Origin of the sequence: Faecalibacillus intestinalis (genome assembly GCF_003024685.1) — a bacterium.
Classification (GTDB): Bacteria; Bacillota_I; Bacilli_A; order Erysipelotrichales; family Coprobacillaceae; genus Faecalibacillus; species Faecalibacillus intestinalis.
In genome coordinates this window covers 158730-179958 of sequence record NZ_PYLQ01000004.1, presented here as the reverse complement: position 1 = coordinate 179958, position 21229 = coordinate 158730, and the positions used below count along the sequence as shown (strand labels likewise).

Sequence of the window (21229 nt, the reverse complement as noted above, 5' to 3'; positions counted from 1 at the left end):
TTATAATGAAAACAAGTCAAAAAATTAAACAAAATGTTGTTAATAATCTTGCAAAAACAACACTTTATGAAAATGTTACAGAACTATTGAGAATGCAACAAATCTATGAAGCAGGGATTAAAGAAGTACGTACAAAACTTGAAATTCTTGATGCTGAATTTAAAGTAAAACATGATCATAATCCAATTCATCATATAGAATCTAGGCTTAAATCACCAGAAAGTATTTTAAAAAAAGCAATCAGTAAAGATATTCCGGTTACAGAACGTTCATTAGAAGAAAATATTCATGATATTGCGGGAATCAGAGTAATCTGTAATTATGTAGATGATGTTTATAAAGTAGCACAGCTACTTACAAATCAAGATGATATTCAACTTATTGAAATGAAAGATTATATTCAAAATCCTAAAGAAAGTGGTTATATGTCATTACATCTTGTTTTAGAAGTTCCTATCTTTTTATCTGAAGGACCTAAACCAATTCATGTAGAAGTTCAATTACGTACAATAGCCATGGATTTTTGGGCATCACTTGAACATAAGTTAAAATATAAAACAGATAATAATGTTTCTGACGATGTTAAAAAAGAACTTCAAGAATGTGCTAAATCAATTGCTGAAATTGATTTGAAAATGCAAAATATCCATAATCGTTTAAATAAAGAACGTGTGTAAAAAAAGATATCGCAATTGCGATATCTTTTAACTATGTTCTTTCTTTAATTTTTTCATTAAAATAACAAGTGTTGGAATCAAAATAATGATTGCTGCAAACCAAGCAATTGGATTAGCAAAACAAATGGCATTATAACCAAACTTACCAACGAGGGCAAAGGCAACAAAAGCTCTTGCCACTAATTCAGCACCCCCGGCAAGCATCGTAAGTGCGGATTTTCCTAAACCTTGAATGGTGTTTCTTGAAACAAATAGAATACCTAAAACAAAATAGAAAATACTATTGCAAATCAAGAATTGTTGAGCATCATTAATAACGCCTGTTTCATTACCAGCAACAAATAATAATGAAAGGTATTTTCCAAAGAAAATCATAAAGATACAAGCAACGATACCATAACCAATGACAAGGAGCATAGATTCTTTAATTCCTTTAAAAATACGCTCTATCTTTCCGGCACCTAAATTTTGTCCAGAGAAGGTAGCCATTGTAGAACCCATCATATCCATTGGTTGCGTAAAGAACATCGATAATTTTTGGGCAGCAGCAATAGCAGCAACTTTTGCTGAACCTAAAGTATTAACAGCACTTTGCAAGATAACAGCACCAACAGCCGTAATTGAATATTGTAAAGCCATTGGGACGGCAATATTAATAAGTTTTTTGATAATTGGAAAACTTATAGAACGTGCATGATGATCAAATCTTAAATTAGGATATTTTTTAGCCATATAAATAAAACATAAAACAGCTGAAATTCCTTGAGCAATCACTGTGGCAAGGGCAGCACCTCGAACACCCATATGAAAATTAATAATCATTGATAAATCTAAAACAACATTAAGTACCGATGATATAATTAAGAAAATAAGAGGTGTTTTACTATCCCCTAAAGCACGTGAAACACTTGCTAAAAAATTATATGCAATTGTACAAGTTAAACCATAAAAAATAATTGATATATAGTCATAAGATTGTTTAAAAATATTGGTTGGTGTTTGCATCCAAGTAAGCAATGTTTCTGTTGTAAAATGAGTTAAAACAGTTAAAACAATCGAAAAGAAAATGCATAAATAGAAAGCATTCATAATAGTTTGTAACATTCTTTTTTCTTCCTTGGCACCAAAAGCTTGAGCAATAGGAATACCAAATCCAGCAGCAAGTCCTAAAACAAAGCCAATAATTAGAAAGTTTAAAGAACCTGTTGATCCTACTGCTGCCAAAGCATCTACCCCTACAAAACGTCCAACAATCATCGTATCGACAACGTTATAAAGTTGTTGGAAAATAGCACCACCAATTAATGGAATACAAAATGAAATAATCAGTTTTAATGTATTTCCATGTGTTAAATCTTTTTCCATTCAATCCCCTCCTTAAATACTTTCCTTATTATAACATAGAATATTCCTAAATTATTTTTAAAATATGAAAAAGAAAATAACTATGGTATAATGCTACAAAAAGGAGTGAAAAAAATGACATTAGCTCAATTAAGATACGTAATTACCGTTGCTCAACTAGGAACACTTTCTAGTGCTGCAAAACGTTTATATATCTCTCAACCCTCTTTGACAAGTGCTATTAAGGAATTAGAAAAGGAACTTGGGATTACAATTTTTATTCGTACTAATAAAGGGGTTATTTTATCAAGGCAAGGAGAAGAATTTTTAGGCTATGCCAGACAAGTAATTGAACAAACAAATTTGATTGAAGAAAAATACTTACAAGATCATAATGTTAAACATGAATTTTGTATTTCAACGCAACATTATTCTTTTGCCGTAGAAGCTTTTGTTTCTTTGATTAAAGAATATGGTGGGAAGGAATATGATTTCAGGATTCGAGAAACACAAACTTATGAAATTATTGAAGATGTTGCGAAACTTAAAAGTGAAATTGGGGTTCTTTATCTTAATTCATTTAATGAAGTTGTTTTAAAGAAAACATTGAAAGAAAATGACTTAACATTTCATCGTTTATTTATTGCAAAGCCCCATGTTTTTATTGGAAAAGACAATCCTCTTGCAAACAAAAATAAAGTATCTTTAGAGGATTTAAAAGAATATCCACGTTTATCTTATGAACAAGGAGAACATAATTCTTTTTACTTTTCTGAAGAAATCTTAAGTACTTTAGAAAGTCAAAAAGAAATTAAAGTATGTGACCGAGCAACACTTTTTAATTTATTAATAGGTCTTAATGGTTATACAATTTGTAGTGGAGTCATTAATGAACAGCTTAATGGGAAAGATATCATTGCGGTTCCTTTAGATGTGGATGATTTTATGGAAATAGGATATATTACGCATAATAAAGCGATATTGAGCCGTTTTGGACAACTTTATATTGATATCTTAAAAGAGTATACAAAAAAGGATTTGTAAGGAATCCTTTTAGTTTGCACGTGTTTTGCTAAAGTAAAGAAGATCGGTTGCCTGCATGTTGTTTTCATAGATTTCTTGAGGATAATAATCAATGAAAAAGTTTTCAATTTTATGACTATAATGATAACCAAGCTTTGTATAAATAAGCATATTTGTCATAGAACTATTGGCAGTTCCAATTAAAAAAGTTAGTTTGTTTTGATAAAGCTTTTCAATATGTTGAATAAGTGCTTTTCCATAACCATGTCCTCGATACTTTTCTAATGTAAGTAAATTCTTTATTTCAACAGTAGTGTCATTGATTTCTTTTGCTGCAATAAAAGCAAGAGGTGTTTGTTTTTCAAAGTAAGCAAATAATCTTCCATCTCTTAAATAATTTTCAACAAGATTAATATTCGGATCACTTTCGCATAATAAAGTGGCATAATCTAATTTATTTTCAATAATTTCTTGAATCATAGTTATTCCTCCAATAGAAGCATTTTAACATATTTTAGAATATGTTAAAATAAGTTGAGGTGAATTTTATGAATCATAAATTAAATAAGAAAAAAGTAGCATTCGTTATGATAATAGCTGTACTTGTTATTTCTTTAGGTGTTTTTCTTTTTAATAATGTAAATCAACCTACAAAAAAAGAAACACCTAAAAAGGTACAAGAAAAAACAGTACAAAAAGAAGAGAAAAAGAAAGAAGAAGCTGAAGTGAATTTTACTATTTCTTTTGCTGGAGATTGTACACTTGGAAACTATGCTGGACAAGCTTATGATGGATCGTTTAATCAAGAATATAAAAGACAAGGGAATGATCCAACATATTTTTTAAAAAAAGTAAAAGATGTTTTTGAAAAAGATGATTTGACAGTTGTTAATCTAGAAGGACCACTTACTACAGCCAGTAATCATCTTGAAAAAGAATTTCCTTTTAGTGGAGCTCCTGAATATACAAAAATATTGACTTCTTCATCAGTAGAAGCAGTTACCCTCGCAAATAATCATAGTGAAGATTATTATGAAGCAGGTCTTCAAGATACAAAAAAATATTTAGATGAAGCTTCTATTGGTCATTTTGGTTATGATGATTACTACATAAAAGAAGTCAAAGGCATCAAGTGTGGATTCCTTGGTTATCGTTCACTTTCGGTATCTATGAATAATGAAAGTGGTCATCAAAAAATACAAGAAGCAATCAATCATTTAAAAAATGAGGAACAATGTCAACTTGTTTTTGTTTATTATCATTGGGGTATTGAAAGACAATATCAAGCCAATGAAGATCAAAGATCACTGGCTAAGTTTACCATTGATGCTGGAGCGGATGCTGTCATTGGTTCACATCCTCATGTTGTTCAAGGAACAGAAACCTACAATGGAAAACCTATTGTTTATTCGTTAGGTAATTTCTGTTTTGGTGGTAATCGTAATCCAAGTGATACAGACACAATGATTTATCAACTCTCTTATTCTTTTAAAGGAACAACACAAACAGGATATCAAGTACAAATCATTCCATGTTCTTTAACTTCATCAAGAGGAAGAAATGATTATCAACCATATATTTTACAAGATGAACAAGCAAGTAGAGTCAAGGAAAAGATTAAGAAATATAGTTATTAAGAGGGTAAAAATGAATACTTTTCTAGAATTAATTCATAGTAGACATAGTTTTCGAGGAGAATATCAAGCAGTTCCAGTAAAAAGAGAGGACCTTATCAAAATAATGCAAGCAGGAATCGACGCTCCTTCTGGATGTAATAAACAAACAACAAGTTTTATTGCGATTGATGATCCACATATTTTAAAACAATTACTCAATGTTATAGATCCGCCAATAGGACAAAGTGCACCCGCTGCCATTTGTGTGCTCACTCAACGTATCTATGCATATCGTGATAAATGTTTTGCCATACAGGATTATTCAGCAGCAATTGAAAATATGTTACTAGCAATCATTGCTTTAGGATATGAAAGCTGTTGGTATGAAGGGCACATTACCGATGAGGATCAAATCGGTAAAAAAATGGCACACATACTAAATGTACCAGATGATTATGAATTGGTATGCTTTTTACCAATTGGTATTCCAAAAGAAAAAAATGTTATAAAAATAAAAAAGAAGTCATTTGATGAGCGAGCTTGGTTTAATGGTTTTAAAAAGTTCAAATAAAAAGAAATGGGAAATTTTTTCTCATTTCTTTCTTTTTTCTACCTTTATATTACCATAAAATGGGCATTTTTTCAAGATTAGTCATTTCTGTAAAAGTCTTGTATTAAATATATGGAGGTAATTTTATGGAACAAAATATGACAGCATTAGTAAGTTTGTTTGCAAGAGCATATCATCAAAAAAATAAGGATATTAAAATTTTTGATGATCTTCTTTCAACAAAATTAATTACAGAAAAAGAGTATGAAATGATAGGGTTAAATATGTCACAGGGAATTTCATTTTTTAATCCCACTTTTAAAGGAAGTAAAGAAGAAGCTTTAAAATGGATTGTTGATCATCAACTATCACCTTCTGTTTTAGTAAGAAGTGCTTTTTGTAAAGAAGCAATTGAAGAGATGAAAGAAAAGGGATGTCAACAATATTTAGATTTTGCATCGGGTTATGATTCGTTTGCATATTATTATCAAAATCAAATGCATGTTTTTGAAATTGATAAAAAAGAAGTAATTGAAAATAAAAGACAAAGATGTAAAGATGTTGATATTGAAAATATTCAATTCTTATCAATTGATTTAAGTCAAGAAAATTGGATTAATACTTTATTACAAAGTGATTATCAAGAAGACCAGCTTTCAATCAGTAGTATGTTAGGACTAAGCTATTATCTTACAAAAGATGAATTTAAAAAGATGTTAAAACAATTATCTAAATATCTTTTAAAAGGAAGTCATCTTGTTTTTGATTACCCAAGTATTCAAGAAAGTAAAGAAACAAAAATCAATGAAATGTTGGCGAAAGAAGCTGATGAATCAATGAAAGCAAAATACAGTTTTGCTGAACTTAAAGAGATACTCAATCAATGCCATCTTACAATCATTCAACATGAAAATCATCAAACAATGACAGAAAAATACATATCTAATTATAATGTCTATTATAAAGATGATCCTATAAAAGCACCTGAAGGTGTTTGTTATTGTGTAGTAGAGAAATAATTAAAATATGATAAAATAGGATTGCAAAGATAAAAACGCAATGTACAAATTGTACTAGAGCTGGTAGGTAGCCCAGCCGTCTATTTTAATAGGTAAGTAACCTGCCCCTCCGGGTTGTCCATTCTTTGTTTATTTATATAAAGGAGGGTAACTATGGATAAGACAAGTTGTAGATTAACTGTATTTTTTGAAAATCCTTTTTGGGTAGGCATTATAGAATGTAATGAAGATGGAAAATTAACTGCATCCAAAATAACATTTTATAAAGAACCTAAAGATTATGAAATAAGGGATTTTATTTTAAAAAAGTATAATCAATTAAACTTTAGTCCAGCTGTTGAAAATGTTGTAATTGAAAAACAGAAAAGTTATAAAAAAAAACAACGTGATGTTAGAAAACAAGTCCAATTACAAGGAATTGGAACAAAGTCTCAACAGGCATTAAAATTACAACATGCTCAAAGCAAATTAGAGCACATATTACAAAATAAAAAACAAAAAGAATTAGATAAAATGCGTTTGTTTGCTTTGAAACAACAAAAGAAAAAAGAAAAACATAAGGGACATTAAGGTTTCTTAGTTTTTCTTTTTTAGTTTATGCTAAAATGGATTTGTATTAAAAGTTCTATTGAATAAAGAATTAGAAGGAATGAAAAAGATGAAAGAATCAGTTAATGTAAAAATAATCTATCATTTTTATCATCATGTGGTAAAAGCTGAATTGAAAAGAAGAGACTTTCCAAAAGATGTAGTAAGAAAAATAGGTGAAGAACATCATAAAATTATTCAACGGGCAAAAGATATTGGAAATTCAAGATTATTAAGTTCATATATTATGGGAAGCTATTTTATCGCAATGAATCGAAGTACAGGGAAATCTGCAGAAGAAAACTATGAAATATTTCGTGATGGACTTTATGCCTCTGAATTATTTCATAAAGTAATGGGAGATGCCGATAGCTATTTAGATCCTAAAAAAATGGCAGGAAGATTACAATGGTCAAAAGAAAGTTATAAACACATTTATGAAAATGATTGGGTCGTTGATATTTTACCAGGTAATGATGAATATGATTTAGGATATGATTATCATGAGTGTGGTATATGTAAACTATGTAAAGATGAAGGATGTCCACAACTTGCAGTTTATTTATGTCAAATGGATTATGTATTGGCCGATATAACGCATATGAAATTAGTAAGAACAAAAACGATTGCGGAAGGGGATTCTTATTGTGATTTTAGATATAGCAAATATAAATAAATTGGAGATAAATTTATGAGTGAATGGAATGCAACAATGTATGATAATAAACATGATTTTGTAGCAGAATATGGAAAGGGACTTTTAGAATATATTCCACAAAATGAAAAACAAAGTATTTTAGATTTAGGGTGTGGAACAGGAACACTTACTGTTCAACTTAATAATTTAGCAAAAACAGTCATTGGTGTGGATCAATCTGAAAGTATGATTAAAAAGGCTCAAGAACAGTATTCCAATATAGAGTTTAGGGTATGTGATGCACTAGCGTTACCATTTGAAAGTCAATTTGATGTTGTTTTTTCAAATGCTGTATTTCATTGGATAAAAGATCATGAAAATTTATTAGATAATATCCATAAAGTACTAAAACCTAAAGGATTATTGGTTTGTGAATTTGGTGCGAGTGGTAATATTGCAACGATTGAAAATGCTTTTATAAAGGTTTGTCAAGATTTGGGATATGAATACAAACCAAAATTTAATTTTCCAACAACAAAACATTTTGCGGATTTATTAAAAAAGAAAGGATTTATTATTGATAAAATTTATGATTATGATCGACCAACACCCTTAAAAGACCATGAAAAAGGATTAGAAAATTGGATGAGACAATTCTTTGCTTCTGAATTGGAAGAAATGTCAAAAGATATCCAAAGTAAAATCATTAAAGAAGTAGAAGATTTAACAAAGGATAAACTTTGGAAAGAAAATGAATGGATTGCAGATTATCGTCGTTTAAGAGTGATTGCACATATATAAAGAGGGAAAAATAATATGATTGAAGATATCGTAAAAGTTATTGTTGATCGACCACTTGGTAGCCAACATCCTCAATATAAAGAAACATATTATCCTATAAATTATGGTTTTGTTGAAGGCATCATGGCGGAAGATGAAGAAGAACAAGATGCTTATATTTTAGGTGTTGACGTTCCTGTAAAAGAGTTTGTTGGGAAAATAATTGCTATTATTCATAGATATGATGATGTGGAAGAAAAATGGGTTGTTGTTCCTCGAAATATGTCATATACAAAAGAAGAAATAAAAAAGCAAGTTGAATTTCAAGAAAAATATTTTAAATCAAAAATCATTATGCAGGAGGGATAGGTAAATGATTTTTTGTTATTCAGGAACAGGAAATAGTTACTATATAGCACAAAGAATTGCGGATGAATTACACGAAAATATAATAGATTTAAATGAAAAAATTAAAACAAATAATTATTCGTCAATAGAAACAGGAAATACTATTATTCTTGTGGTTCCGACTTATGCTTGGCGTATACCAAGAATTGTTTCCAATTGGTTTTATAAAACAGAATTCGTTGGAGCAAAACGTATTTGGTTTGTTATGAATTGTGGTAGTGAAATTGGAAATGCCTCAAAGTATAATTCTATTCTTGCAAATGAAAAACACTTGAATTATATGGGAACAAAACAGATCCTTATGCCAGAAAACTATATTGCCATGTTTAATGCTCCACAATTAGAAGAGGCAAAAGAAATCGTAGAAAAAGCAGAAATCGATATAAAGGAAACTATTAAATATATTAAAGAAGGAAAATCTTTTTTGAAACCACGTCATAATCTTTATGATTGCTTTATGAGTGGATCTGTTAATTCTCTTTTTTATCATTTCTTTGTTAAAGCAGATGCTTTTAAAGTAAATAATACATGTATTGGTTGCAATCAATGTGTTAAGAAATGTCCATTGAATAATATTCAACTTATTGATGGAAAACCGGTTTGGGGAAAGAATTGTACACACTGTATGGCTTGTATTTGTTATTGTCCACAAGAGGCAATTGAATATGGAAAGAAAAGTGTTGGCAAAACACGTTATCATTTTGAACAATTAAAAATCAAGTAGTTTAAGCTTGTTGTAAAAATAAATTTAAAAGAAAGGAACCAATTTATGACAGGAGAAAAGATGTGGCAAGAGTATTGTCTTTTAACAAATATGGATATAAATACAAGACATGATTTATGGAAATTTTTTAATGGTGGCATTTTTGCTGATGAACTTGCAAATCTAATAATTGCAGATACAAAAAAGGCGACATCGAGTACAAAATTATCTTATGAAATAAATGAAGAAGAATTACCTCAAAGAGGTACTTATAGTGTTATTCTTTTTGATAATGATGAAGCGGCATGTATTATTCGAGATACAAAAGTATCTATTGTTCCTTTTTCAAAGGTAAGTGCTGCACATGCCTATAAAGAAGGTGAAGATGATCGTGGTTTAGAAAAATGGAGAGAGGTTCATTTTCGCACGTTTGCTTTAGATTATAAGGCGGCAGGACAAAGCTTTGATGAGAATTGTGACTGTGTCTTGGAAGAATTTGAAGTGGTATATCGGTAATCTAAGCTAAAAAAATGTTATATAAGTTAATGAATGGAGTGATTTATTATGAATGTGACAGTAATAGTAGTAGAACTTTTAATTATGTTTTTAGTGATTGGTTTACTTTTAATTAATCCAGTAACGTTTATTAGTGATTATCCACCAGAAATACAAGAGATCTATTATAAAAGTCAAAATAAAGAAGCAGAAAAAGAAAAATTAACAACGATGATGATCATTAAGAAAGTTGTTGTGCTTATTGTTTTTATGTTTTTATTTGCGTGGATGTTACATCTAGCGGGAGCAAAAATATTTATTCAAGGATTGTTGTTAACTTATACATATGCAATTGCATTATTTGCTTGGGATACTTTTTTTCTTGATTGGGTCTTATTCGCAAATATTAAAAAAATTAGACTTCCAGGTACAGAACATATGGATAAAGAATATCATCAAAAATGGTTTCATGTAAAAGTATGTATACCAATGATTCCTATATTTGCTATTGTGGGTGTTCTCAGTGCTTTAATTATGATTTGGATTTGGTAACTATTTATAAAAAATGGATGGAATGAAACAATGACAAAACTTATTATACTTAGAGGAAATTCTGGAAGTGGAAAGACAACAATAGCTAAAGAATTGCAAAAATTATTTGGTAAAAATACGATGCTTATTTCTCAAGATGTTATTCGAAGAGAAATGTTGAATGTGGATGATGGCGAAAATACAAAGGCATTACCGCTTTTAAAAGAACTTTTGAAGTATGGAAATGAACATAATGAAATTGTTATATTGGAAGGTATTTTACGTGCTAATTGGTATAATTCATTATTTGAACTAGCAATTGAATTTTATAATCAAAATATTTATGCTTATTATTTTGATATGTCTTTTGAAGAAACGCTCAAACGTCATCAAACAAGGGCGTGTCGAGATGAATTTGGTGAAAAAGAAATGAAAAGTTGGTGGCGAGAAAAAGACTTTGCCCCTATATTAAATGAAATAAGCATAACAGATGAAAAAGATATTCAAAGTATTGTAAGTCAGATTTATGAAACTGTTTTTGAAAATTAGAAATGTGCGGTGGTAAAATGTTGTCTAGAAGTTTTAGAATATTTGCAACTAAAGAAGATTTGATTAGAATTTTTTTAGATTTTCAGCATAATATTAAAATTCATTATTTCAAATGTGGACGCATATATGACTTGATAGAAACTGCTAATATAACAAATGGTGCTTTTTTAGGTATTAGCACAAAGGGCAATCATACTAACAATCGATGGCTTGTGTGTCATAAGGATGTGATTCCTTTGAAAAGAAAAAACAATATGTGTCAAGATAATAGTATTTTTTTCTTAGACCAAGAATTAAATGAGTCTTCTGTTGTTATAAATATAGGTGGTATTTACGAAGATAAAGCGCTATTTCCAACGGAGATAAGTACAATATGGTATGAAAATATAGAATCTAAAGAACTTTATACTATGTTAAAAAAATCGTGTGAAAAATATGTTGCCTGTACTAAAAATGGTTATTTAATAGGGAAAGATGCCTATTTGTATAAAAATCAATATCGTTTTTGTACGATAGGTATTGATAGTCCTCAAATATACGATTTAAAATTTGAATAGTTTTTAGGTAAGATATTGTTATACTAAGTGATATATAAAATATGGTTTGATTAAAAAAGTATGCGGTAGTTGAAATGACTGTAAAGAATTATTTTATAGTAGGTAATATGATTGAAAAATGATGTAGAAGGGAATAGAAAAAAATGAATATGTTACGAGGTGATATAAAAAAGGTGATTTGTTTACTTTTTTCAAATTTAGATTTTTACTTTGAAAAAAATGGTTTTAAGAGAAGAAAAAATGGGCTGATTTATGTTCACAAGATAGGAGAGACTGTTCAAAAAATTGAAATAGTATTTTTTTCAAATCCATCTTATTATCGAGGAGTAATAGCACATATCTATCCTCATATACAAATTTATTTTCCAAAAATAAATAATACGGCACAAGCATTCGCAAATCATTTAATTCCCCAAAATTGGATTAATAAATTCACCATTAGACAACCTATACAAGTATATTCAAAATCTAAAGATTTTCTTCTTAAAAACTCGCAACATTATGAGCCTTTAGAAAATGAAATTCTTTCATTTTTTGAAGAATATACAATGCCTTTACTTGATAATTTAACGCGTGATAAAGATTATTTAACACTTTATGAAAGCAATGACAAACGAATTGTATGGGATGATTATCAATATTTATATATTGCAAGTGCATACGTTAATGAATGTAAATTTAAAGAAGCATATCAAATCATTGAAAATAGATTTAATAAACCTGGTTTACAAGAAAAATATAAAGAGGTGTTTTCTTTTTTTGAGCACATTGATAATATTTAAGTATTTGAAATAGAGGGGAAATATAATGAAATTTGAAATTATAGGAAATTTAAATAATCCTTTGATTATGATGTTAACGGGTTCATTTTATCCAAGCAGTGGATTAAAATATTTATATGAAAAATTAAAAGATGATTATTGTTTGATTTTACCTGAATATAACGGTCACTATGAAAACAGCACATTTACAACAAGACAGAATGAAGCTAAAGAACTCATAGAATATATTCAAAAACAAAATGTACATACTATTAAGATGATTTATGGACAATCAATGGGCGCAGAAATTGCTATTGAATTATTTAAACAATTAGAAAAAACAAACATTAGCGTTGAGTATTGTTTTTTAGATGGGACACCATGTATTAAACTTCCTTATCTATATAAAAAATTCATGTATTTTAAATTTAACCAAATACTTAAAATGATGAAGAAAAAAGATGTTGATCAAATCTTAAATATGAAATTGATAAAAAAGATAGCAAGAGGAAATATAGAAAATCTTAGACCAATGATTGAACCCATGGCAGTTACTGCTCAGTTTCTTTCAAAAGAAAGTGTTAAAAATGAAACAGAATGTTGTTATACATTTGATTTTCCCTTATTTGATAAAGAAACTCAAAACAAAATGTATTTCTTTTATGGAAAAGAAGAAAAAGCGTATAAGACTTGTTATAGGGGTGTAAAAAAGGCCTATCCTCAATCAAACTCTATTTTTAAAGAAGGCGATGGACATTTAATGTATTTTAATGTATTCTATTAAAAAGACTGATGACTATATAGAAATATTAAAAGAAATTTGTAAAAAATAGAGTAGGTGAAGTGATGAGAAAACTAAATAGAAAACAAGTAATTATATTATTATTGATTGTTTTATTTATTTTTATAACGATTCTTTTCTTTAATGGTGAAAAGCTTTTGGGTGAAGGATGGTCATATATTCCTTCCACAGCAATTAGAATAGCCTTTATAATATGTTTTATTTGGCAAATTTTATTGATTGTATTTGCTTATAAATTACAAAAGAAATTAAAAGCCTTTCTAATGGGTTGGAAAAAGAAAGTTATAACACTTATTTCTGTTGTATTGACAACAGGAATTGTTTTAGACATAGGTAAAAGTTTTATAATGTATAGTTTTGATTTTGATGAAAAGGTAGAACAATATGATCAACATATTGCTCTCTATGTAGATAATACTTTTGCGAGAATACGTTTTCGCTATCCACATTATCAATATGAAGAAAATGTCTTACTTAAAAGAAATTTAAATGAAAAAGAATTAAAAGATGTTGTTCAAAAATATGGAGATCCAGATGATTATTATCAAGAATAAAATTGAAAGGAATAAAATATGAAAAAGTCTATTATTTTTGATTTAGATGGCACACTATGGGATTCAACGGGTTGTGTTTGTGCTATTTGGAATCGTGTATTAAATAAATATGAAGATATCTCTTTAATGATTACTCAATAAACCGTTTCAAAGATGATGGGGAAAACCATGAATGAAATAGGAAAAACGTTATTTCCAAACCTAACAGAAGAAAGACGGCAACAGATCATAGCTGATTTTGGCAATGAAGAAATCAATTATTTATCTCAAAAGGGTGCTATTTTATATGAGGGTTTGGAAGAAACTCTTAAAATATTATCTTTGGATTATAATCTTTATATTGTTAGCAATTGTCAAGATGGTTATGTAGAGGCTTTTTTACATGCACACCAATTAAAATCTTATTTTAAAGATTATGAAATGTCAGGAAGAACAGGATTAGATAAAGGACATAATATAAAATTGATTATGAAAAGAAATGTTATTGAGCAAGCTTTCTATGTAGGTGATACAGAAGGTGATGAAGAAGCGTCAAGATTTGCAGGTATTCCTTTCATTTATGCAAGTTATGGTTTTGGAAAAGCAAAGAATCCTGATATGATAATACATTCAATTAAAGAATTACCTAAAGTTTTATTAGAAATGAAATGATGGAGGCTACGTTTGTAGTCTTTTTTAAGTATGTTAAAATAAAGTTGTAAGAAATGAGGTGGCTTTTTAGATGAAAAGATATGGTGCTTTGCTTAGGGGAATTAATATTAGTGGTAAAAATAAAGTAGTGATGGCGGAGTTAAAAAAAGAAATAGAAAGTTTGATGTTTGAAAATGTTAAAACTTATTTAAATAGTGGAAATGTTATTTTTTCAAGTCGAGAAAATATTGAAAAGATTACAAAACAAATTGAAGAAATGTTAAAGAAAAACTATGATTTTAAAATACCTGTTTTTGTTTTAGAACAAGAAAAGCTAAAAGATATTTTAGAACATGCACCAATTTGGTGGGGCAGTGATGATAAAATGATTTATGATAATTTAATATTTATGATTCCTCCAATCACTTTTAAAGAAGTTTTTGAGGAAATTGGTGAAGCTAAAGAAGGATTGGAAAAAATTCAAAATTATAAAGATGTTATTTTTTGGTCATTTAGTCGAAAAGATTATCAGAAAACAAACTGGTGGCCCAAAACAGCAAATACAAATGTTAGTAAAAAAATAACAATTAGAACAGCTAATACGATTAGAAAAATTGTAAAAATATAAAATAAAAGTTTTGAAAAATTATTAAATGATTAAAAAGAATGATAGATTGTTGGAAAATTGATTTTTAGGTAAAATAAAAAACATTTTGGTGTTGATTAAAGAGTCATTTTTTGATATTATGCAGTTAAGTTATACGACTGACGGAAGTGGAATAAACCACAGGGAGTATAATCGTGTAAAAGAGTCGACCGTCTGGGCTAAGAATAGTCTGGATGAGTGGGCTCTTTTTTTGGTTGATAGGTAAAATAACTAGTTTCATATATTGTCTTGTAATATAATGAAAGTGGTTAAAAGAATCAATCAAAAAGAAAAAAAGAAAGGATGAACGACAATGTTAACTGATGTAGAAATTGCACAAAGTGCAGAGATGAAACCGATTGTTGAAATTGCTCAAAAAGTTGGTTTGGATGAGGATGATTTAGAATTATATGGAAAATATAAAGCAAAGATTTCCCTTGAAGCCATTAAAAAATTAGATCAAAACGAAGATGGAAAATTGATCTTAGTAACAGCAATTAATCCAACACCTGCAGGTGAAGGGAAAACCACAACAATGATTGGATTATCACAAGCACTTAACAAATTAGGAAAGAAATCTGTAGTTGCAATGCGTGAGCCATCGCTTGGTCCATGTTTTGGAATCAAAGGTGGAGCTGCTGGTGGAGGATATGCGCAAGTTGTTCCAATGGAAGATATCAACCTTCATTTTACAGGAGATATTCATGCAATCACTGCTGCAAATAACTTAATTGCAGCAATGCTTGATAATTCGATTCATCAAGGAAATCCCTTGAATATTGATGTAAGACAAATCGTTTGGAAACGTGTCGTTGATTTAAATGATCGTGCTTTACGACATACTGTATGTGGACTTGGTGGTAAAGTCAATGGGGTACCTCGTGAAGATGGATTTGATATTACCGTTGCAAGTGAAGTGATGGCTATTCTTTGTTTAGCTACTTCTTTAGAAGATTTAAAACAAAGAGCTGCAAAAATGATTGTTGCTTATACTTATGATGGAAAACCAGTAACTGTTGATGATATTGAAGCAACAGGAGCTGTTACACTTTTATTAAAAGATGCGATTAAACCGAATTTAGTTCAAACTTTAGACCATACACCGGTCTTTGTTCATGGTGGTCCATTTGCAAATATTGCTCATGGATGCAACTCAGTTATGGCTACCCAACTTGCTGTCAAGTTAGGGGATTATGCGATTACTGAAGCAGGATTTGGTGCTGATTTAGGAGCTGAAAAATTCTTAGATATTAAATGTCGTCAAGCAAATTTAAATCCTGAAGCAGTTGTTATTGTTGCAACTGTTCGTGCTTTAAAAATGCATGGTGGTGTTGCTAAAAAAGATTTAGGAAATGAAAATTTGGGAGCTTTAAAAGCTGGTTTAGGAAACTTAGAAAAGCATATTGAAAACATTGCAAAATTCGATTTACCTTGTATCGTTGCTATTAATGCTTTTCCAACAGACACAGAAGCGGAACTTCAATTATTAAATGAATGTTGCAAGAAACTTGGTGTTGAAGTAGCTATTAGTAAAGTTTGGGAAAAAGGTGCTGATGGTGGAATCGAACTTGCTGAAAAGTTATTAAATATTTTAGAAACAAAAGAAGCTAATTATCATCCACTTTATGATTTAGATTTATCAATTGAAGAAAAGATTGAAACAATCGTTAAAGAAATCTATGGTGGAGATGGTGTTGAATTTACAAAGAAAGCAAAAAATAAAATTAAAAAATATACAGAACAAGGATTAAGTCAATTACCAATTTGTGTTGCTAAAACACAATACTCATTATCAGATCAAGCATCCTTACTTGGTCGACCAACTGGATTTACAGTAAAAATCAATGATATTATTCCTTCTGCAGGAGCTGGATTCTTGGTTGCTATTTCAGGTGATATTATGCGTATGCCTGGACTTCCAAAACGCCCTGCTGCAGTAAATATGGATATTGATGAAAATGGAAAAATTATTGGATTATTCTAAAAGGAGAAGAAGATGAAAGTTGCTATTATCATGGGTTCAACTTCTGATTTACCTAAAGTTGAACCAGCTATTTCAATTTTAAAAAATTATGGTGTTGAAGTGAATGTTCGTTGTTTATCTGCTCATAGAGCACATTTAGGACTTTCAAGTTTTATTAAAGAAACAGAAACGGATGGAACAGAAGTTATTATTACAGCTGCAGGAATGGCAGCAGCCCTTCCAGGTGTGGTGGCTAGTCAAACAGTTTTACCAGTTATTGGTGTTCCGATTGCAGGAAGTAATTTAGATGGAATGGATGCTTTATTATCCATTGTTCAAATGCCTTCGGGTATTCCAGTAGCAACCGTTGCTATTAATGGAAGTAAAAATGCAGCTTATTTAGCACTTCAAATTATGGCTATTAAACATAGTGAAATCAAAGAAGGGCTACTTAAAGAAAGAAAACAAATGGAAGCTGACGCAATGAAAGCTAACGATGAAGTCATAGAAAAATACAAATAGGGGGAAAAGAAAAATGGCAGAATTATTGTATGAAGGAAAAGCAAAACAAGTTTACAAAACAGAAAAGGAAGATGAATATTTAATTCATTATAAAGATGATGCAACAGCAGGTAATGGTGTTAAACATGATAAGTTTGAAGGTAAAGGTGTTTTAAACAATACAATCTCTTGTATTATCTTTGATATGTTAGAAGAAGCTGGAATCAAAACACACATGATTAAAAAATTAAATGAAAGAGATATCTTAGTTAAAAAAGTAGATATCTTCCCATTAGAAGTTATTATTAGAAATATTACAACTGGATCTTTCTGTAGAAGATTAGGAGCACCTGAAGGAATTGTTTTAGATGAACCAATCTTTGAAATGAGTTATAAAAATGATGAATATGGTGATCCATTAATCAATGATGATCACGCTGTTGCTTTAAAACTTGCAACAAGAGAAGAATTAGCATACATCAAAGAAACAACATTAAAAATCAATGAATTATTAAAAGAATTCTTCTTATCAATGAATTTAAAACTTGTTGATTTTAAAATTGAATTTGGTAAAACAGCTGACGGTACTATTTTATTAGCTGATGAAATTTCACCAGATTCATGTCGTTTATGGGATGTTGATACAAACCAAAAATATGATAAAGATGTATTTAGACAAGATATTGGAGATTTAATTGAAACTTATAAAGCAGTTCTAGCAAGGATGCAAAATAAATAATTAAGGAGAATAAAAATGGATTACAAAAAAGCTGGAGTCGATATTGAAGCAGGTTATAAATCAGTAGAATTAATGAAAGAACATGTTAAAAAAACAATGCGTCCTGAAGTTTTAGGAGGACTTGGTGGTTTTGCTGGTGCTTTTGATTTAAGTGGTATTAAAAATATGGAAGAACCGGTTTTATTATCAGGAACAGATGGTTGTGGAACAAAAGTAAAACTTGCTTTTGTGATGGATAAACACGATACAATTGGTATTGATGCCGTTGCGATGTGTGTCAATGATATTGCTTGTTCTGGAGGAGAACCACTTTTCTTCTTAGATTATATTGCTTGTGGTAAAAACTATCCTGAAAAAATTGCTTCCATTGTAAGTGGTGTTGCAGAAGGGTGTTTACAATCTGAATGTGCTTTAGTTGGTGGTGAAACTGCTGAACATCCTGGTTTAATGCCTGAAGATGATTATGATTTAGCAGGATTTGCTGTGGGTGTTGTTGATAAAAAAGATATTATTGATGGTTCAACAATTAAAGCAGGAGATACACTTATTGGTATTGCTTCAAGTGGTGTTCATTCAAATGGTTTTTCACTTGTTAGAAAAGTGTTTGAAATGACAAAAGAATCATTAGATACATACTATGATGAATTAGGAAAAACTTTAGGAGAAGCTTTAATTGAACCAACACGTATTTATGTAAAAGCTTTAAAAAATGTAAAAAATGCGGGTGTTAGAATTAAAGGATGCTCTCATATTACAGGAGGAGGTTTCTTTGAAAATGTACCTAGAATGCTTCCTGAAAATGTAAGAGCAATCATTAAAAAAGAAAGTTATCCAGTACCAGCTTTATTTGATTTAATTCAAAAAAATGGAAATATTGAAGAACATATGATGTACAACACATTCAATATGGGTCTTGGTATGGTAATTGCAGTTAATCCAGAAGATGTTGAAACAACAATGAAAGCTATTGAAGAAGCAGGAGATAAATGCTACGTTGTTGGAAATATCGTAGAAGGAGATAAGGGCGTGGATTTATGCTAAAATTTGCAGTCTTTGTCTCTGGCGGGGGAACAGATTTACAATCTATTATTGATGCTAAAAACGAAGGAAAGATCAATGGCGAAATCGCCCTTGTTCTTTCGAATCGTCAAAAGGCTTATGGTTTACAAAGAGCTAAAGATGCTGGTATTGAAACGACAGTTGTTAAAAAAGATGATGCTTTGATTGTAAAGATGTTAAAAGAAAGAAATATTGATTTTATTGTATTGGCTGGTTATCTAGCAATTTTAACGGATGAGTTAATCGATGCATATCCAAATAAAATTATGAACATTCATCCTTCTCTTATTCCTTCTTTTTGTGGACCAGGAATGTATGGAATGCATGTTCATGAAGCTGTATTACAACGTGGTGCAAAGGTTTCGGGGGCAACCGTGCACTTTGTTTCAAATATTGTCGATGGGGGACCGATTATTAAACAAGTTGCTTGTGATATATCGGATTTAGACACAGCTGAGGATATTCAAAAAAGGGTGTTAGAGATTGAACATAAATTACTACCAGAAGTTGTAGGGCTATATTGTGATAATAAGATAAAAATAATTGATGGAAAGGCAAAGGTAATTTAAATGAAAAGAGCTTTAATTTCAGTTACAAATAAAGATGGGGTTGTTGATTTTGCTAAAGGATTAGTAGAATTAGGCTTTGAAATTGTATCGACAGGAGGTACAATGAAAGTTTTACAAGAAAATGGGGTTTCTTGTATTGCAATTGATGATGTGACAGGATTTCCTGAAATGTTAGATGGACGTGTTAAAACACTTCATCCAATGGTTCATGGAGGACTTTTATATCGTCGTGATTTACCTAGTCATGTTGAAACAATTAAAAAACATGGTATTCATCCAATTGATTTAGTATGTGTCAACTTATATGAATTTGAAAAAGCTTTAAAAGCTGGTAAAGATTTACCAGATATGATTGAAAATATTGATATTGGTGGACCATCAATGATTCGTTCAGCAGCTAAAAATTTTAAAGATGTTTTAATTGTTACGGATCCAAAAGATTATGACAATGTTTTAGATGCGATTAAAAATGATACAACTGATTTTGATTTCAGAATGAATCTTGCCTATAAAGCATTCTCTATGACAGGTGCTTATGATGCAATGATTTCAAGATACTTTGCAGATCAAGTTGGAGATCAATTCCCAGATACATTAAATCTCTCATTAAAGAAAGTAGAACATTTACGTTATGGCGAAAACTCTCAACAAGCAGCAAATAAATATGAAGATAGTTATGTTCAAAAATCTTTATTAGATTATGAACAACTTCATGGTAAAGAAATTTCATTTAACAATGTAAACGATTTATATGGAGCAGTTGCACTTGTTAGAGAATTTGGTAATCAAATCGTTACAGCAGCCATCAAACATTCAACTCCTTGTGGTGTTGCTATTGGAAATACAGGTTATGATTCTTATATGAAGGCCTATGAAGCAGATCCTCAATCGATTTTTGGTGGAATCGTTGCTGTTAACTATAAAATTGATAAAGCAACAGCTGAACAAATGCATAAGATTTTCTTAGAAATCGTAGCTGCACCAGATTTTGATGATGATGCTTTAGAAATCTTAAAGAAAAAGAAAAACTTACGTATTTTAAAACTTAAAAATTTAGATGCACGTGGTGCTAAATATGATATTAAATATCTTGAAGGAAAAGTATTAGTTCAAGAATTAAATACAAAAATGATTGATGAAATGAAAGTTGTAACAAATGTTCAACCTACAAAAGAACAACTTACAGATATGGAATTTGGTATGAAAGTTGTTAAATATGTAAAATCAAATGCGATTTGTATTGTTAAAAATGGTGTAACACTTGCTATTGGTGGAGGACAAACATCAAGAGTATGGGCTTTAGAAAATGCTATTCATAATAATCCAGATAAAGATTTCAATGGTTCAGTACTTGCTTCAGATGCTTTCTTCCCATTCAATGACTGTGTTCAAGTGGCTGCAGATGCAGGTGTTCAAGCAATTATTCAACCAGGTGGTTCAATTAGAGATCAAGATTCAATTGATTTATGTAATGAAAAAAATATCCCTATGGTATTTAGCGGATATAGACACTTTAGACACTAGGAGG

26 protein-coding genes, 1 pseudogene and 1 riboswitch are annotated in these 21229 nt (G+C 29.9%); of the genes and pseudogenes, 25 read left to right on the top strand and 2 right to left on the bottom strand.

Annotated elements, in window-relative coordinates:
- Positions 1-5: 5 nt before the first annotated feature.
- On the top strand, positions 6-677 hold the full coding sequence (locus tag C7U54_RS05045; protein WP_022001445.1) for a GTP pyrophosphokinase: 672 nt from the start codon (positions 6-8) through the stop codon (positions 675-677).
- Positions 678-704: 27 nt separating this feature from the next.
- Here C7U54_RS05045 and C7U54_RS05040 read toward each other — a convergent pair whose 3' ends face one another.
- Positions 705-2042 (bottom strand): MATE family efflux transporter, encoded by a 1338-nt coding sequence (locus C7U54_RS05040; protein ID WP_107029502.1) that lies wholly within the window; start codon positions 2040-2042, stop codon positions 705-707.
- A gap of 114 nt (positions 2043-2156) precedes the next feature.
- Between C7U54_RS05040 and C7U54_RS05035 the strand changes: the two genes are divergently transcribed.
- Entirely contained in the window at positions 2157-3065 is a 909-nt protein-coding gene (locus tag C7U54_RS05035) for a LysR family transcriptional regulator (protein WP_107029501.1), read from the top strand.
- A gap of 9 nt (positions 3066-3074) precedes the next feature.
- Here the strand turns inward: C7U54_RS05035 and C7U54_RS05030 are convergent, their stop codons facing one another.
- Positions 3075-3524, bottom strand: coding sequence for a GNAT family N-acetyltransferase (locus tag C7U54_RS05030; RefSeq protein WP_107029500.1), 450 nt, complete (start codon positions 3522-3524; stop codon positions 3075-3077).
- 68 nt (positions 3525-3592) lie between these two features.
- Here C7U54_RS05030 and C7U54_RS05025 point away from each other — a divergent pair, with 68 nt between their 5' ends.
- The 23 genes and pseudogenes from C7U54_RS05025 to purH all read left to right on the top strand — a co-directional run bounded on the left by C7U54_RS05025 (position 3593) and on the right by purH (position 21225).
- Complete coding sequence (locus C7U54_RS05025; protein WP_230308058.1) at positions 3593-4681, top strand: CapA family protein; 1089 nt, start codon at positions 3593-3595, stop codon at positions 4679-4681.
- A gap of 10 nt (positions 4682-4691) precedes the next feature.
- A complete protein-coding gene (locus C7U54_RS05020; protein WP_117346842.1) occupies positions 4692-5231 on the top strand; it encodes a nitroreductase family protein in 540 nt (179 codons plus the stop codon).
- A gap of 125 nt (positions 5232-5356) precedes the next feature.
- The gene (locus tag C7U54_RS05015; protein WP_107029498.1) at positions 5357-6229 is read left to right on the top strand and encodes a class I SAM-dependent methyltransferase; all 873 of its coding nucleotides are present in this window, start codon (positions 5357-5359) and stop codon (positions 6227-6229) included.
- Positions 6230-6382: 153 nt separating this feature from the next.
- Positions 6383-6799: a YjdF family protein gene (locus tag C7U54_RS05010; RefSeq protein WP_107029497.1), complete on the top strand. Its 417-nt coding sequence runs from the start codon at positions 6383-6385 to the stop codon at positions 6797-6799.
- Positions 6800-6878: 79 nt separating this feature from the next.
- Positions 6879-7493: an L-2-amino-thiazoline-4-carboxylic acid hydrolase gene (locus tag C7U54_RS05005; RefSeq protein WP_233543267.1), complete on the top strand. Its 615-nt coding sequence runs from the start codon at positions 6879-6881 to the stop codon at positions 7491-7493.
- A 15-nt stretch (positions 7494-7508) separates the two neighbouring features.
- On the top strand, positions 7509-8255 hold the full coding sequence (locus C7U54_RS05000) for a class I SAM-dependent methyltransferase (protein WP_107029495.1): 747 nt from the start codon (positions 7509-7511) through the stop codon (positions 8253-8255).
- A 15-nt stretch (positions 8256-8270) separates the two neighbouring features.
- Complete coding sequence (locus C7U54_RS04995; protein WP_107029494.1) at positions 8271-8603, top strand: inorganic diphosphatase; 333 nt, start codon at positions 8271-8273, stop codon at positions 8601-8603.
- Between the two features lie 4 nt (positions 8604-8607).
- Positions 8608-9366, top strand: coding sequence for an EFR1 family ferrodoxin (locus C7U54_RS04990; protein ID WP_107029493.1), 759 nt, complete (start codon positions 8608-8610; stop codon positions 9364-9366).
- 60 nt (positions 9367-9426) lie between these two features.
- Positions 9427-9861, top strand: coding sequence for an ASCH domain-containing protein (locus tag C7U54_RS04985; protein ID WP_162297489.1), 435 nt, complete (start codon positions 9427-9429; stop codon positions 9859-9861).
- 48 nt (positions 9862-9909) lie between these two features.
- Positions 9910-10392, top strand: a complete 483-nt coding sequence (locus tag C7U54_RS04980) for a hypothetical protein (RefSeq protein ID WP_107029491.1) — start codon at positions 9910-9912, stop codon at positions 10390-10392.
- Between the two features lie 30 nt (positions 10393-10422).
- Positions 10423-10920, top strand: a complete 498-nt coding sequence (locus tag C7U54_RS04975) for a kinase (protein WP_107029490.1) — start codon at positions 10423-10425, stop codon at positions 10918-10920.
- A 17-nt stretch (positions 10921-10937) separates the two neighbouring features.
- Entirely contained in the window at positions 10938-11477 is a 540-nt protein-coding gene (locus C7U54_RS04970; protein ID WP_107029489.1) for a hypothetical protein, read from the top strand.
- 143 nt (positions 11478-11620) lie between these two features.
- Complete coding sequence (locus tag C7U54_RS04965) at positions 11621-12259, top strand: hypothetical protein (RefSeq protein ID WP_107029488.1); 639 nt, start codon at positions 11621-11623, stop codon at positions 12257-12259.
- A 25-nt stretch (positions 12260-12284) separates the two neighbouring features.
- A complete protein-coding gene (locus tag C7U54_RS04960) occupies positions 12285-13022 on the top strand; it encodes a hypothetical protein (RefSeq protein ID WP_107029487.1) in 738 nt (245 codons plus the stop codon).
- Positions 13023-13084: 62 nt separating this feature from the next.
- The gene (locus tag C7U54_RS04955; RefSeq protein WP_107029486.1) at positions 13085-13594 is read left to right on the top strand and encodes a hypothetical protein; all 510 of its coding nucleotides are present in this window, start codon (positions 13085-13087) and stop codon (positions 13592-13594) included.
- A gap of 18 nt (positions 13595-13612) precedes the next feature.
- Positions 13613-14245, top strand: a pseudogene (locus C7U54_RS04950) (HAD family hydrolase).
- Between the two features lie 70 nt (positions 14246-14315).
- Positions 14316-14852 (top strand): DUF1697 domain-containing protein, encoded by a 537-nt coding sequence (locus C7U54_RS04945; RefSeq protein ID WP_107029485.1) that lies wholly within the window; start codon positions 14316-14318, stop codon positions 14850-14852.
- 123 nt (positions 14853-14975) lie between these two features.
- Positions 14976-15057, top strand: a riboswitch (ZMP/ZTP riboswitch).
- Positions 15058-15183: 126 nt separating this feature from the next.
- On the top strand, positions 15184-16854 hold the full coding sequence (locus C7U54_RS04940) for a formate--tetrahydrofolate ligase (protein ID WP_107029484.1): 1671 nt from the start codon (positions 15184-15186) through the stop codon (positions 16852-16854).
- Positions 16855-16866: 12 nt separating this feature from the next.
- Complete coding sequence (purE, locus tag C7U54_RS04935; RefSeq protein WP_022001457.1) at positions 16867-17355, top strand: 5-(carboxyamino)imidazole ribonucleotide mutase; 489 nt, start codon at positions 16867-16869, stop codon at positions 17353-17355.
- A gap of 13 nt (positions 17356-17368) precedes the next feature.
- Positions 17369-18073 (top strand): phosphoribosylaminoimidazolesuccinocarboxamide synthase, encoded by a 705-nt coding sequence (gene purC, locus C7U54_RS04930; protein ID WP_032090145.1) that lies wholly within the window; start codon positions 17369-17371, stop codon positions 18071-18073.
- A 15-nt stretch (positions 18074-18088) separates the two neighbouring features.
- On the top strand, positions 18089-19114 hold the full coding sequence (gene purM, locus C7U54_RS04925; RefSeq protein WP_022001459.1) for a phosphoribosylformylglycinamidine cyclo-ligase: 1026 nt from the start codon (positions 18089-18091) through the stop codon (positions 19112-19114).
- Positions 19108-19701, top strand: a complete 594-nt coding sequence (gene purN / locus C7U54_RS04920) for a phosphoribosylglycinamide formyltransferase (protein WP_022001460.1) — start codon at positions 19108-19110, stop codon at positions 19699-19701. The genes purM and purN overlap by 7 nt, the downstream gene beginning before the upstream one ends.
- Positions 19702-21225: a bifunctional phosphoribosylaminoimidazolecarboxamide formyltransferase/IMP cyclohydrolase gene (purH, locus tag C7U54_RS04915; RefSeq protein WP_022001461.1), complete on the top strand. Its 1524-nt coding sequence runs from the start codon at positions 19702-19704 to the stop codon at positions 21223-21225.
- Positions 21226-21229 lie beyond the last annotated feature (4 nt).

Excerpts from the sequence above, each read along its gene's own strand:
- C7U54_RS05045 (WP_022001445.1), top strand. The coding sequence starts at position 6 with ATGAAAACAAGTCAAAAAATTAAACAAAATGTTGTTAATAATCTTGCA.
- C7U54_RS05040 (WP_107029502.1), bottom strand. The coding sequence starts at position 2,042 with ATGGAAAAAGATTTAACACATGGAAATACATTAAAACTGATTATTTCA.
- C7U54_RS05035 (WP_107029501.1), top strand. The coding sequence starts at position 2,157 with ATGACATTAGCTCAATTAAGATACGTAATTACCGTTGCTCAACTAGGA.
- C7U54_RS05030 (WP_107029500.1), bottom strand. The coding sequence starts at position 3,524 with ATGATTCAAGAAATTATTGAAAATAAATTAGATTATGCCACTTTATTA.
- C7U54_RS05025 (WP_230308058.1), top strand. The coding sequence starts at position 3,593 with ATGAATCATAAATTAAATAAGAAAAAAGTAGCATTCGTTATGATAATA.
- C7U54_RS05020 (WP_117346842.1), top strand. The coding sequence starts at position 4,692 with ATGAATACTTTTCTAGAATTAATTCATAGTAGACATAGTTTTCGAGGA.
- C7U54_RS05015 (WP_107029498.1), top strand. The coding sequence starts at position 5,357 with ATGGAACAAAATATGACAGCATTAGTAAGTTTGTTTGCAAGAGCATAT.
- C7U54_RS05010 (WP_107029497.1), top strand. The coding sequence starts at position 6,383 with ATGGATAAGACAAGTTGTAGATTAACTGTATTTTTTGAAAATCCTTTT.
- C7U54_RS05005 (WP_233543267.1), top strand. The coding sequence starts at position 6,879 with ATGAAAAAGATGAAAGAATCAGTTAATGTAAAAATAATCTATCATTTT.
- C7U54_RS05000 (WP_107029495.1), top strand. The coding sequence starts at position 7,509 with ATGAGTGAATGGAATGCAACAATGTATGATAATAAACATGATTTTGTA.
- C7U54_RS04995 (WP_107029494.1), top strand. The coding sequence starts at position 8,271 with ATGATTGAAGATATCGTAAAAGTTATTGTTGATCGACCACTTGGTAGC.
- C7U54_RS04990 (WP_107029493.1), top strand. The coding sequence starts at position 8,608 with ATGATTTTTTGTTATTCAGGAACAGGAAATAGTTACTATATAGCACAA.
- C7U54_RS04985 (WP_162297489.1), top strand. The coding sequence starts at position 9,427 with ATGTGGCAAGAGTATTGTCTTTTAACAAATATGGATATAAATACAAGA.
- C7U54_RS04980 (WP_107029491.1), top strand. The coding sequence starts at position 9,910 with ATGAATGTGACAGTAATAGTAGTAGAACTTTTAATTATGTTTTTAGTG.
- C7U54_RS04975 (WP_107029490.1), top strand. The coding sequence starts at position 10,423 with ATGACAAAACTTATTATACTTAGAGGAAATTCTGGAAGTGGAAAGACA.
- C7U54_RS04970 (WP_107029489.1), top strand. The coding sequence starts at position 10,938 with ATGTTGTCTAGAAGTTTTAGAATATTTGCAACTAAAGAAGATTTGATT.
- C7U54_RS04965 (WP_107029488.1), top strand. The coding sequence starts at position 11,621 with ATGAATATGTTACGAGGTGATATAAAAAAGGTGATTTGTTTACTTTTT.
- C7U54_RS04960 (WP_107029487.1), top strand. The coding sequence starts at position 12,285 with ATGAAATTTGAAATTATAGGAAATTTAAATAATCCTTTGATTATGATG.
- C7U54_RS04955 (WP_107029486.1), top strand. The coding sequence starts at position 13,085 with ATGAGAAAACTAAATAGAAAACAAGTAATTATATTATTATTGATTGTT.
- C7U54_RS04945 (WP_107029485.1), top strand. The coding sequence starts at position 14,316 with ATGAAAAGATATGGTGCTTTGCTTAGGGGAATTAATATTAGTGGTAAA.
- C7U54_RS04940 (WP_107029484.1), top strand. The coding sequence starts at position 15,184 with ATGTTAACTGATGTAGAAATTGCACAAAGTGCAGAGATGAAACCGATT.
- purE (WP_022001457.1), top strand. The coding sequence starts at position 16,867 with ATGAAAGTTGCTATTATCATGGGTTCAACTTCTGATTTACCTAAAGTT.
- purC (WP_032090145.1), top strand. The coding sequence starts at position 17,369 with ATGGCAGAATTATTGTATGAAGGAAAAGCAAAACAAGTTTACAAAACA.
- purM (WP_022001459.1), top strand. The coding sequence starts at position 18,089 with ATGGATTACAAAAAAGCTGGAGTCGATATTGAAGCAGGTTATAAATCA.
- purN (WP_022001460.1), top strand. The coding sequence starts at position 19,108 with ATGCTAAAATTTGCAGTCTTTGTCTCTGGCGGGGGAACAGATTTACAA.
- purH (WP_022001461.1), top strand. The coding sequence starts at position 19,702 with ATGAAAAGAGCTTTAATTTCAGTTACAAATAAAGATGGGGTTGTTGAT.